Annotated in this window: 9 protein-coding genes; 4 read left to right on the top strand and 5 right to left on the bottom strand. The window is 76.0% G+C overall.

From position 1 onward, the window contains the following. Positions 1-139 precede the first annotated feature (139 nt). Complete coding sequence (locus PU704_RS12160; RefSeq protein ID WP_277551531.1) at positions 140-1,153, bottom strand: TatD family hydrolase; 1,014 nt, start codon at positions 1,151-1,153, stop codon at positions 140-142. 120 nt (positions 1,154-1,273) lie between these two features. Here PU704_RS12160 and PU704_RS12155 point away from each other — a divergent pair, with 120 nt between their 5' ends. From PU704_RS12155 to PU704_RS12145, 3 genes are read left to right on the top strand one after another with little or no spacing between them, the layout of a single operon-like run. After that, positions 1,274-2,224, top strand: a complete 951-nt coding sequence (locus PU704_RS12155; protein WP_047804092.1) for an AAA family ATPase — start codon at positions 1,274-1,276, stop codon at positions 2,222-2,224. Further along, positions 2,221-3,846: a DUF58 domain-containing protein gene (locus PU704_RS12150; RefSeq protein WP_277551530.1), complete on the top strand. Its 1,626-nt coding sequence runs from the start codon at positions 2,221-2,223 to the stop codon at positions 3,844-3,846. The genes PU704_RS12155 and PU704_RS12150 overlap by 4 nt, the downstream gene beginning before the upstream one ends. After that, positions 3,843-6,188 carry a transglutaminase TgpA family protein gene (locus PU704_RS12145; protein WP_277551529.1) on the top strand — a complete coding sequence of 782 codons (2,346 nt, stop codon included), beginning with the start codon at positions 3,843-3,845 and terminating at the stop codon, positions 6,186-6,188. The genes PU704_RS12150 and PU704_RS12145 overlap by 4 nt, the downstream gene beginning before the upstream one ends. A gap of 282 nt (positions 6,189-6,470) precedes the next feature. Here PU704_RS12145 and cynS read toward each other — a convergent pair whose 3' ends face one another. The 3 genes from cynS to rsmI form a co-directional block, all read right to left on the bottom strand. Beyond that, on the bottom strand, positions 6,471-6,908 hold the full coding sequence (gene cynS / locus PU704_RS12140; RefSeq protein WP_277551528.1) for a cyanase: 438 nt from the start codon (positions 6,906-6,908) through the stop codon (positions 6,471-6,473). Positions 6,909-6,969: 61 nt separating this feature from the next. Next, positions 6,970-7,812 carry a formate/nitrite transporter family protein gene (locus PU704_RS12135; RefSeq protein ID WP_047804089.1) on the bottom strand — a complete coding sequence of 281 codons (843 nt, stop codon included), beginning with the start codon at positions 7,810-7,812 and terminating at the stop codon, positions 6,970-6,972. A 151-nt stretch (positions 7,813-7,963) separates the two neighbouring features. Next, positions 7,964-8,869, bottom strand: a complete 906-nt coding sequence (rsmI, locus tag PU704_RS12130) for a 16S rRNA (cytidine(1402)-2'-O)-methyltransferase (RefSeq protein ID WP_277551527.1) — start codon at positions 8,867-8,869, stop codon at positions 7,964-7,966. 79 nt (positions 8,870-8,948) lie between these two features. On the opposite strand from rsmI, the gene PU704_RS12125 reads away from it, so the two are divergent. After that, positions 8,949-10,601 (top strand): dolichyl-phosphate-mannose--protein mannosyltransferase, encoded by a 1,653-nt coding sequence (locus tag PU704_RS12125; RefSeq protein WP_277551525.1) that lies wholly within the window; start codon positions 8,949-8,951, stop codon positions 10,599-10,601. A gap of 54 nt (positions 10,602-10,655) precedes the next feature. Here the strand turns inward: PU704_RS12125 and PU704_RS12120 are convergent, their stop codons facing one another. Next, positions 10,656-11,699, bottom strand: a complete 1,044-nt coding sequence (locus tag PU704_RS12120; protein WP_277551524.1) for a TIGR01906 family membrane protein — start codon at positions 11,697-11,699, stop codon at positions 10,656-10,658. Positions 11,700-11,792 lie beyond the last annotated feature (93 nt).

Below are 11,792 nucleotides of genomic sequence, written 5' to 3'. Positions count from 1 at the left end.
AACTGCGAACTCATGGGGGGCTCGGCGCGCAGGTGGGGGGCTCGGCGCGCAGGTGGGGGGCTCGGCGCGGAAGGGGGAGGGGGATCGGCACGCAGAGGGGGCTCGGCGCGCAAGTGGGGGCCGGCGCCCAAGTAAGGGGTCAGAAGGGGCCGTAGGCCTCGGTGGTGTTCGACCAGATCCGCTCGCACAGCGGCTCCAGCTCCTGCTCCAGGATCTCGGCCATGCCGCGCACCGTGTAGTTGACCACGTAGCTGGCGTTGGGCCGGCCCCGGTACGGGTGCGGGGTGAGGAACGGGGCGTCGGTCTCGGTGAGCACCAGCTCCGGCCGGGCAATGCGCAGCGCGGCCTTGAGGTCGTGGCTGTTCTTGAAGGTCACGGTGCCCGAGAAGGACATGTACCAGCCGTGCTCGTTGCAGGTCCGGGCGAGCTCCGCGTCCCCGGAGAAGCAGTGGAAGACGGTGCGCTCCGGAGCGCCCTCCTCCAGCAGGACGGCGACGACGTCGGCGTGGGCATCCCGGTCGTGGATCTGCAGCGCCTTGCCGGTCTCCCGGGCGAAGCGGATGTGCTCCCGGAAGGAGCGCTTCTGGTGCTCCCGGCCCTCCCCCTCAGTGCGGTAGTAGTCGAGGCCGGTCTCCCCGAAGGCCCGCACCCGGTCGTGCTCCCCCAGGGCGCGGATCTCCGCCAGCGCCTCGTCGAGGACGCCGGCGGCGGCCAGCTTCGGCGCCTCGTTGGGGTGCAGGGCCACCGCGGCGAGGACCCGGGGGTCGGCCTGGGCGGCGGCCACGGCGAAGCGGGAGGACGGGACGTCGCAGCCGACCTGCACGAGCCCGCCCACCCCGGCGAGCGCGGCGGCGTCCGCGGCGTCGCGCACCGAGACCTGGACCCGGCCGTCCTGCAGGTCCAGGTGGGTGTGGTTGTCGACCACCGGGTGCGGCAGCGGCTCCGGCGCCGGCGGGTAGGCGAGGTTGCGGCGGCGCCCGTCGTCGCCCTGGGCGGAACGGCGCCTGGTGCCCTCCCCGGCGGGGGCGTCCTCGGGCACGGCGTAGTGCTCGGGCGCGTAGGCGGCGGGGGTCGCGCCGGGGGCGGGTTCGGGCCGGGACGCCGGATCCGGCCACAGGGATGCGGTGAGGAGGGTGGTGTTGGGGTCGGTCACGGGCGGCACCTCGGGAACTCGGGGAACGGGGCGGGAAACACGCGGGCACCGACCAATCTACGAGCTGGGGCCGGACAGACATACTGGGAGCAGACGCCCGAGCAGGAAGCCGAGGAGCCCATGGAGTCCTTCCCCCAGTACACGCAGGCGGTCCTGGACCGGATCAACACGGTGATCGAGGGCAAGCCCGAGGCGGCCCGCACCGCCCTGAGCGTGCTGCTGGCCGGGGGCCACCTGCTCGTGGAGGACGTCCCGGGGGTGGGCAAGACCATGCTGGCCCGCACGCTGGCCTCGGCGATCGGCGGGTCGGTGGCGCGCATCCAGTTCACCCCGGACCTGCTGCCCACGGACATCACCGGGGTGGCGGTCTACGACCAGGCCCGGCGGGAGTTCGAGTTCAAGCCCGGCCCGGTGTTCGCCAACGTGGTCATCGGCGACGAGATCAACCGGGCCTCGGCCAAGACCCAGTCCGCGCTGCTCGAGTGCATGGCGGAGGGGCAGGTCACCGCGGACGGCACCACCTACCGGCTGTCCTCCCCCTTCATGGTGGTCGCCACGCAGAACCCGGTGGAGATGGACGGGACCTTCCCGCTGCCGGAGGCGCAGCGGGACCGTTTCACCGCCCGGATCTCGATGGGCTACCCGGACACCGCCGCGGAGATGTCGATGCTGTCCGACCACGGCGGCGGCTCCCCGCTGGAGGGCCTGCGCCCGGTCGTCCCGCTCGAAGAGGCCGCCCGCCTGGTCGCCCACGTGCGCGGGATCCACGTCTCGGACGCCGTGCGCGCCTACGTGGTGGCGCTCGGCCAGGCCACCCGCTCGCATCCGCAGATCCGGTTGGGCGCGAGCCCCCGGGCGCTGCTCCAGCTCCAGGCCACCGCCCGGGCGGAGGCCGCGCTCGCCGGACGGGAGTACGTCCTGCCCGACGACGTCCGCGCGATCGCGGTGCCCGTCCTGGCGCACCGGCTGATCCTGGACCGCCGCGCCGGCACCGACTCCGCGGAGGAGCTGGTGCGGGCGGTCCTGGACGAGGTCCGCGTCCCGGCCGAGCCGGCCTCACGGTCCCGATGAGCCGCCGGCCGGAGACCCTGCGGACGGAGGACGGCGAGCGGGCGGAGCAGCCCGTGGACTCCCGCGCGCGGTTCACCGGCCGCGGCTGGGCGTTCCTCGGGACCGGGGCGCTGTGCCTGCTGCTGGCCACCTGGCTGGGCCGCAAGGACGTGCTGGCGCTCGCGCTGTTCCTGGGCGGGGCCCCGCTGTTCGCCGCCCTGTCCCTGTACGTGGTCAAGCCCCGGGTGCTGCTCAAGCGCGGGGTGGACCCGGCCCTGGTCACGGCCGGGGACTCGGCCGTGGTGCGGCTGCGGGTCCGGCACCGGTCCCGGCGCGCCGGCAGCGCCGCGGGCGCCGTGGCCGTGCTCGAGCGGGTGCCGGAGCCCCTCGGCGGGGACCGGGAGCTGAGCGTGCAGCCCGGCGGGGAGGCGGCCGCCTACACCGTCCGGCCGCGCCGGCGCGGGGTGTACGCGCTGGGCCCGGCCACGGTGCGGGTCGCCGATCCGTTCGGGCTGGCCACCGAGCTGCTCGACGCCTCCGAGCGCACCTCCCTGCACGTCGCCCCGGATCCCGTGGAGCTGCCCGAGATCCGCGCCGACCGGCTGCGGGAGTCCGGCACCGACCCGGCCCGCACCACGCAGCCCCAGCCCGGTCCCGACAACGTGACCGTGCGCGAGTACCGGCACGGGGACCCCGTGCGCCGGGTGCACTGGGCCGCCTCGGCCCGGCAGGGCACCCTCATGGTGCGCCAGGAGGACCCCCGCAGCACCCGCCGTCTCAGCCTGCTCCTGGACCTCGACGACACGGCGTGGCCCGGTGAGCGGCAGTGGGCCGGGGTGCTGCCCAGCACGGCCGAGTTCGAGTGGGCCGTGTCCTTCACCGCCGCGGTGCTCGAGCACCTGACGCAGCGGGAGACCGCCGTGCACGCCCTGGACACCCGGGGCCGTCCCCTGCCCCGGGGCGGGGAGGACGACGACGCCGCGGTCCGCGGGCGCGTGACCGCGATCGACGACGACGCCGCCGAGGACGCCCGGCACGGACTGGCCCGGGTCCGGCCCCTGCCGGTGCCGGACGTCACCGCCGGCGCCGACAGCGGCCGCCGCGGAGCGGGCCACTGCGGCGGCAGTCGCGGCATCGACGGCAGCAGCGGCAGCGGAATGGCCGGCACCGACAGCGGCCGCGGCGGAGAGGCTCGCCCCGGCGACAGCCGCGGGATCGACGGGACCGTCGGCGGCAGCGGCAGCGCGGACCCGGTCTCCGCGCCCGGTGCCGAACCCGGTGCCGAACCCGGTGCCGATCCGGGTGCCGGGACCGGCGCCGGTCCCGGCGATCGGGCCGGCGCCTGGCCCGGCGCCGAGGACGGACTCGCGGACCGGTTCGACCGCGACGGCCTGGTCCATCCGGTGCTGCTGGTCTCCGGCGACCTCGACCGGGCGGGTGCGCAGCGGATCCTGCACGGCACGCACCGGGCGGGCGCCGGCAGCGCGGTGCTGGTGGCCGCCGACGCCGACCGGGTTCCGGGCGGTGCGGCGGCCCTCGAGGCGGCGGGCTGGTCCGTCGTCGTCGTCACCGCGGCCACGGTCCCGGAGGAGGCCTGGGCGCATCTGGGCACCGGGTCCCGCACGGCCGGAGCGCTGCGGTGACCGCCGCCCCCGTGCGCTCCCCCGTGCGCGACTCCGCCGCCCCCGGCGTGCCCCCGGCACCCCGGCGCTCCGTGGCCGCCGTGCTCGGCCTGTCCGTCACGGTGCTGCTGGCCGTCGCGCTGTCCTTCGTAGGACCGGCTGCGGTCCTCGACGGCGGGAGCTGGGTCCCCGGCTGCCTGCTGGCCGCGCTCGCGGTGCTGGCCGCCACCGCGACGTCACGGGTGCTGGGCCTGTCCGTGCTCGCGCCCCTGTTCGGGGCGGGCGCCCTGGCGCTGGTGCTCACGGTGGTGTTCCTGCGCGAGCCCGCGCTGCTGGGCTTCGTCCCGACCCCCGGCAGCCTCGCCCTGGCCGGGGAGCTCGGACGGGAGGCCGCCGGGATCGCGGCGGGACGACCTGCCCCGTACCCGGACACGACGGCGCTCGCGTTCGTCGCCGCCCTCGCCTCGGGCCTCGTGACCCTGTTCGTGGACACGGTGCTCGTGGTGCTGCGCCTGCCCGGGGCCAGCGCACTGGGCGTGCTGGCCCCGCTGGTGCTGCCCGCCCTGGTCCTGCCCGAGAGCGTCGGGCTGGCCGGGACCGCGGCGGCCGTGCTCGCCGCCCTGGTGCTGCTCGCCGGGGCCCGCCGCTTCGGCGCGGTCCGCGAGGCCCGCACCGCCGCCGCCCCCGGCACCTGGGCCCGGGCCCTGGTGGTGGTCGCCGGGGTGCTGGCCGTGACCCTGCTCGTGCCCGGTGTGGTGCCGGGCTTCGTCAACGGCGCGTTCCCCCAGGGCAGCGGACCGGGCGGGGACCGCGCCCCCGGGGTGGGGCCGCTGCGGGCCGTGGGGCAGGACCTGCGCTCGGCGGAGCAGCGGCCGCGCCTGGAGTACCGCACGAGCACCGGAGAGCCCGAGCTCCTGCGGGTGCTCGTGCTCGACGACTTCACCGGGGCCGAGTGGTTCCCGGACGGCACCGGCCTGGAGCCGGGTCTCGACGCCCTCGGCGCGGACGCCGCGGGACCGGCCGCCGCCGAGCGCAGCGCCTCCGTGCAGCTGCGGGACTGGTCCGAGCGCTGGCTGCCCCTGCCCTGGGCGCCGGTCGGCGTGACGGGGCTCGACGAGGGCGACTGGGCCGTGAGCCCTCAGCACCGCACCGTGCACGGTGACGGCGTCCCGCCCGAGGGCACCGCCTACGAGGCGCGGGCGGTGGCGGCCGAGCCGACGTCCGCGCAGCTGCGCGGGGCACCGGCCCCGGCGCGGACCGCGGAGCTCGCCCCGTTCCTCGAGCTGCCCGAGGACACCCCGGCGGCCCTGCGCGAGGCCGCGCGGGAACGGGCCGGGGACGCCCCGACCGCCTTCGACCAGGCGCTGGCACTGCAGGAGTGGCTGCGCTCGGAGGAGTTCCGCTACGACGCGAACGCCCCGGCCGCCCAGGGCTACGACGCCGGCGGCATGGCCGCGCTCGAGCAGTTCCTCGCCACCCGCACGGGCTACGCCGGGCACTTCGCCCCGGCGATGGCCGTCATGGCCCGCGAGCTGGGCATCCCGGCCCGCGTGGCGGTGGGCTACCTGCCGTCGCCCACCGCGGCCGAGGGCACTTTCGGGGACACCTTCACCGTCCTGCCGCGCGACGCCCACGCCTGGCCGGAGCTGTGGTTCGAGGGCACCGGCTGGGTGCGCTTCGAGCCGACCCCCGGCACCTGGGACGTGCCCGGCTACGCCGCCGAGGGCGCCACCGACGAGGACGAGGGGCCGGCGGAGGGAGAGGGCTCGACCGAGCCGACCGCCGCGCCGGAGGACACCCCCACCCCGGCGAGCACGGCCGGGCCCGAGGAGAGCGGCGCGCCCTCGGCCGCGCCCACGGCCGTGCCGACGCCGGAGCCTCCCGCGGCCACCGCCGCCGAGCCCGATGCCGGACCGGCCGGCCGGCTGCTGTGGCTCACCGGCGGACTGGCCGCGACGCTGCTCGTCCTGCTCGCCGCCCTCCCCCGTCTGCTGCGGGACCGGCGGCGCAGGCGGCGGATGCGCCTGCTCGGGGACGCCGGCGCCCCGGCGGTAGCCCGTGCGACGGCGGGCTGGGCGGAGTTCGAGGACCTCGCGGCCGACCACGGCCTGGGCCGGGCCGCCGCGGAGACCCCACGGGCCTTCGTGGAGCGGATCGCGGCGACCGTGCCCACGGCCGGCGCCGCGCTGGGCCGGCTGGGACGGGACGTGGAGCGCGCCCTCTACGCGCCGGCAGCGGCGCCGTGGTCACCCGAGGCCGATCCCGAGGACCTCGCCGCGGTGCGTGCCGCGCTGGCCGGGCGTGGAGGCCCGGGTGCCCGCCGGGCCCGCTGGCTGCCGCCCACCTGGCGTCACCGGCACTGACCGCCCCGCATGCCTCCTTCCGCCCCGGCTCCTTCCCCCGCCCCGCCGAGTCCCCCACACCCGAACAGCAGACCCGCCGAGTCCCCTCACATCTGAGCCCCAACCCGCCGAGTCCCCCACACCGGAACCCCCAACCCGCCGAGTCCCCCACGAGCTCGCAGATCCCCCCGATCAGACCGGGGGGATTGCGAGCTCATGGGGGACTCGGCGCTCGAGAGAGATCACCTCGGGCTCTACGGGAAGCCGGGAGTGGGCATGAGCGTGGGAGTGGGAGGGACGAGCTCACCACCTGTAGTCGAGGAACTTCCCGTCGAAGGTGACCACCACGCGGTCGCCGTCGGGGTCCGGGCGCCGGGAGACGTCGACCCGGAAGTTGATCGCGCTCATGATCCCGTCCCCGAACTCCTCGTGGATGAGCTCCTTGAGGGCCGGTCCGTAGACGGCCAGGGCCTCGGTGAAGCGGTAGATCGTGGGATCGGCCATGCGTTCCGGGTCGGCGCCCCGGGACGGCTGCCGCTGCAGGCTCTCGGCCACCGTCCCGTCCAGCCCGAGGAGCTCGCAGACCTGGCCGGCCTGGTCCGCGCTCAGCGGGTGCTGCCCGAGCAGCGCGGCGGTGGTCCACACCGGTGCGGCGCCGATCCGCTCGGCGATCTCGTGCCAGGACAGGTCGCGCCGCAGCCTGGCGGCGACCACGAGCTCGGCGGCGTCGGATCTGGTCATGATGGAAGTCATTGGTGCTCCTCGGAACGGCGGAAGGGCGGTCGGTGCGGCAGGCGGCGGGTCACTCCGCGGCGACGGGCACGTCCTGCGCCACCGGGCGGGGCCGGGTGAGGCCCGTCCGGGCGTGGGTGGCGTAGAGGGTGAGCCCCACGAAGGTCAGCCCGCCCACGAGGTTGCCGAGCACGGTGGGGATCTCGTTCCACACGAGGTAGTCCATGACGGAGAAGTCGCCGCCGAGGATCAGGCCCGAGGGGAACAGGAACATGTTGACGATCGAGTGCTCGAAGCCCATGTAGAAGAACAGCAGGATGGGCATCCACATGGCGATCACCTTGCCGGAGACGCTCGTGGACATCATCGCGGCGACCACACCGGTGGAGACCATCCAGTTGCACAGCACGGCCCGGACGAACAGGGTCAGCATCCCGGCGGCGCCGTAGTCGGCGTAGCCGACCGTGCGGCCCTCCCCGATCGAGCCGATGGCCTGCCCGACCTCGTTGGGCGCGGTGGAGAAGCCGTAGGTGAAGATGATCGCCATCATGACGGCCACGGTGAACGCCCCGGCGAAGTTGCCGAGGAAGACGAGCCCCCAGTTGCGCAGCATCGAGCGCACCGTGACGCCGGGGCGCTTGTCGATCAGGGCCAGGGGCACCAGGGTGAACACCCCGGTCAGCAGGTCGAAGCCGAGCAGGTACAGCAGGCAGAAGCCCACCGGGAAGAGCAGCGCCCCGACCACCGCCTGACCGGTCTGCACGGTGACGGTCACGGCGAACGCCGCGGCCAGGGCGAGGATGGCACCGGCCATGAACGCCCGGATCAGGGTGTCCCGGGTGGACATGAAGACCTTCGCCTCACCGGCGTCGATCATCTTCGTGACGAAGTCCGAGGGATGCACGTAGGACATGGCGTGGCTCCGATACGGGGAAGGACGGGAGGTGCCGGGGACCCGGCTGCCCTCGATTCTGGGCGGACCGTGTTTCCGCGCCGTGTCGGTGCAGGCACCACCGGGTCAACTCGGGCGCACCCTGGGCGGGCCCGGCGGTGAGGCGCCGCACTCAGCCCTTGCGGGCGGCCAGCACCGTCTCGTAGAGCTCCCGCTTGCCCACGCCGGAGCGCGCGGCGACCTCCCCGGCGGCGTCCTTCAACCGGGCGCCCCCGGTCACGAGGGCCTCGACCTCGGCCACGAGGTCCTCGGGGCGGGCCGCCTCGGGGGCCGGGGCACCGGCGACGACGACGGCGATCTCCCCGCGCACCTGGCCCTCGGCGCACCAGTCGAGGAGCTCGGTGAGGGAGCCCCGCACGACCTCCTCGTGCAGCTTGGTGAGCTCCCGGGCGACGACCGCCCGGCGCCCGGGCCCGAACGCCTCCTGCAGCGCGGTGAGCATGACCGCGAGCCGGTGCGGGGCCTCGTAGAAGACCATGGTGCGGCGCTCGCCGACGAGCTCGGCGAGGCGGGCGGCCCGCTCGGAGGACTTGCGCGGCAGGAAGCCCTCGAACGTGAACCGGTCGGTGGGCAGGCCGGACACGGCCAGGGCCGTGAGCACCGCCGAGGGACCGGGCACGGCGGTCACGGTCAGGCCCTCCGCCGCGGCGGCCTCGGCCAGCCGGTAGCCCGGGTCGGAGACGGTGGGCATCCCGGCGTCGGACAGGACCAGCACGGTGGCCCCGGCGCGCACGGCGTCGAGCAGCTCGGCGACCCGCCCGGCCTCGTTGTGCTCGTGGTGGGTCAGCACCCGCCCGCGGGTGGTGACGCCGAGGCCGGCGGTGAGCCGACGCAGCCTGCGGGTGTCCTCGACGGCGAGCACGTCCGCGGTCTCCAGGGCCTCCCGCAGCCGGGGCGGGGCGTCCCCCAGGTTGCCGATCGGGGTGCCCGCCAGCACGACCCGCCCGGGGCCCGCGGTGCCGCCGGCCGGGTCGGCGGGGGCGGCGGTCGGGGCGTCGTCGTGGGGTTCGGTGTGCACGGGTCCACTCTACGGCCCGGCCCGGGGGCACTCCCCTCCCCCGCGGACGTCCGGGGCGGGCGGGGGCCCGTCCCCTACGATGACTTCCGTGAGTTCCTCGGTGCGCGCCCCAGCCCGCGGCCCGGTGACCCGGGCCGGGGAACCGGTGACCACGCTGCGCCGGTCCCTCGCCCCGGACGCCCTGCGGGCACGGCTGCTGCCGCCCGCCGCGGCGGTGCCCCGCCTGGCCTGGCTGGCACCGCTGCTCGTCGTGGTGCTGGGAGGGGTGCTGCGCTTCCACGGTCTCTCCCACCCGGACGCGATCGTCTTCGACGAGACCTACTACGTGAAGGACTCCTACTCCCTGCTGCGCTACGGCTACGAGCGGCAGTGGCCGGAGGGCGCGGACGAGCTGTTCGTGGCGGGCACGCCGCCGGAGGCCCTGAGCGGCCCGTCCTACGTGGTCCACCCGCCGGTCGGCAAGTGGCTCATCGCCGGGGGGATGTGGCTGGTCGGCGCCGAGGACCCCGTGGGGTGGCGCTTCTCCTCGGCGCTGTTCGGCACGCTGTCGATCGCGCTGGTGTGCGCCGCCGGGTGGCTGCTCTTCCGCTCGCTCACGGTGGCCACGCTCGCGGGGCTCTTCACCGCCGTGGACGGGCTGCACCTGGTGCAGTCGCGGCTGGCGATGCTGGACGTCTTCCTGATGTTCTTCGTCCTGCTCGCCTTCGTCCTGCTCCTGCTGGACCGCCGGGACGGCCGCCGCCGCCTGGTCGCCCGGCTGGGGGTGCCCCCGGACCGGCGGGTGCCCGAGGCGCAGCTGGCCCGCCGCCTCGCGTGGGGGCCGTGGCTGGGGGTGCGCTGGTGGCGGATCGCCGCGGGCGCGGCCTGCGGACTGGCGGTCGGCGTGAAGTGGAGCGCCCTGTTCCTGGTCGCCGGCCTCGGTGTGCTCACGGTGCTCTGGGACCTCAACGCCCGCCGCACGGCCGGGATCCGGCACTGGTTCCCGGCCGCGGTGCTCAAGGACGGCGTGCCGGCGTTCCTGGCGGTGGTCGGCACGGGCGCGGTGGTCTACGTGCTCACGTGGACGGGCTGGCTCGCCTCGACCGGCGCCTACGACCGCCGGTGGGCGCAGGAGCACCCGGGCGAGGGCGTGCTGTGGCTGCCCGCCCCCCTGCGCTCGCTGTGGGCATACCACTCCTCCGCCTACGGCTTCCACAGCGGCCTGGGCACCGAGCACTCCTACGAGGCGCTGCCGTGGCTGTGGCTGACCCTGGGACGGCCCACCTCCTACTTCTACGAGGCCCCCGAGCAGGGTGCGGCCGGATGCGCCGTGGAGAACTGCTCCCAGGCCATCCTCAACATCGGCAACCCGCTGCTGTGGTGGACGGGGATCGCCGCCGTGCTGGTGGCGGCGTGGCTGTGGGCGGTGCGGCGGGACTGGCGCTGGGGGGCGCTGCTCGGCGTGTTCGCCGCCGGGTACCTGCCCTGGTACCTGTATCCGGAGCGGACCATGTACTACTTCTACGCGCTGCCGGTGCAGCCGTTCCTGATGCTGATGCTCGCCGGGATGCTGGGGCTGGTGCTGGGCCGGCCGGAGGACTCCGTGCGCCGCCGGCGGGCAGGCCTCCTGGTGGTGGGGGTGTTCACGGCCGCGGCGCTGCTGCTGAGCGCCCACTTCGCCCCGGTCTGGTACGCCGAGACGGTCCCCTACGGGCAGTGGCGGGAACGGATGTGGTTCGCCGCCTGGATCTGAGCCGCCCGGACCCGGGCCGCCCGGGTCCGGGTCGTCGGTCCGGGGCCGCCCCGGTCAGCGTCCGGCGAGCCGTCGCTTGAGCTCCTGGCGCCGGCGCACCCGGTCGAGGGCCCGGTGCCGGCGGAACGCGGTGGGCCACGTCGCGGCCATCACGGCGAGGGCGCCCAGCAGGGTCAGCGCGCCCACCGTGATCGCGGCATCCATCCAGAACTGGGTGGGATAGAGCCGGATCAGGGTGTCGGAGACCCGGAAGGTCCAGGAGCCCTCCGCGAAGAACAGCGAGTGGAACAGGGCGAAGAACTGCTGCCAGCCCAGCACCGCCGCCACGGCCAGCAGCACCAGCAGCACCACGGTCAGCCACGAACCGAAGAACAGGGCGCCCGAGGCCGCCCCCGGCGCCTTGGCCCGCAGGTACAGGGAGGAGACGAGGCCGAGCACGGCCAGGACGGCGACCGCGGCGAGGGCGCTCTGCAGGACGATCTTCACGTCCGTCATGTGCGCGACCTCCGAGCCCAGGAACAGCCGGCCCCCGCCCGCGCCCACGAGCCCGCCGAGGAACTCGGGCGGCGCCCAGTTCAGGACGTAGTCCAGGCCGTAGGACCCGTAGACCATCCGCTCGTCCGTGGAGAAGCCGTAGCGGTCCGCGGGAAAGCCGGGCCGGTGGTACTCCGCCCACAGGAACAGCGGCGTGGCCACCGTGCGCACCGCCGCCGCCAGCAGCGCCAGCGGCAGCAGCAGGGCCAGGAAGACCTGCTGCAGGCGCGGGAACCGGGGCTCGTCGGCCAGCGCGTCGCGGCGCAGGGCGGCCCGGCGGCGGGCCTCCGCGTCCGGTTCGTCGTCCTCCCCGACGTCGACGGCCCCGACGGCGCGGGAGCCGCCCGGAGCCCTCCCGGACCCGCCGGCCGCCGCGCTGCCCTCCGCAGGCTCGGCTCCGCTCTCGCGCGCGGGTGCGCCGTCGCGGCCGGGCTCCGGCGCGGGGTCCGCGGGCGGGACGGCGGGCAGCAGCCCCGTCCACACCGGGTCCTCGCCGCGCCGGGCGTCCGCCGCGGCGGAGCCGGCCTGCTGCCAGGGGGCCTTGTCGTTGCTGGAGGAGGGCACGGGCGGGTCCTTCGGTCGGGGGTGCTCAGGGGCTCGGCGCGGGCGGGACCGCGCCGGTCGGTCCCGATCCTACCCACCGGGGACCTCAGCGGC

Source organism: Kocuria oceani (assembly GCF_029524215.1).
GTDB lineage: Bacteria > Actinomycetota > Actinomycetes > Actinomycetales > Micrococcaceae > Kocuria > Kocuria oceani.
This window is presented reverse-complemented; position numbering and strand designations above follow the sequence as displayed.

What these genes read in the sequence shown, in the direction of transcription:
- PU704_RS12155 (WP_047804092.1), top strand. Translation starts at nt 1,274, where the DNA reads ATGGAGTCCTTCCCCCAGTACACGCAGGCGGTCCTGGACCGGATCAAC.
- PU704_RS12125 (WP_277551525.1), top strand. Translation starts at nt 8,949, where the DNA reads ATGACTTCCGTGAGTTCCTCGGTGCGCGCCCCAGCCCGCGGCCCGGTG.
- PU704_RS12135 (WP_047804089.1), bottom strand. Translation starts at nt 7,812, where the DNA reads ATGTCCTACGTGCATCCCTCGGACTTCGTCACGAAGATGATCGACGCC.
- PU704_RS12150 (WP_277551530.1), top strand. Translation starts at nt 2,221, where the DNA reads ATGAGCCGCCGGCCGGAGACCCTGCGGACGGAGGACGGCGAGCGGGCG.
- cynS (WP_277551528.1), bottom strand. Translation starts at nt 6,908, where the DNA reads ATGACCAGATCCGACGCCGCCGAGCTCGTGGTCGCCGCCAGGCTGCGG.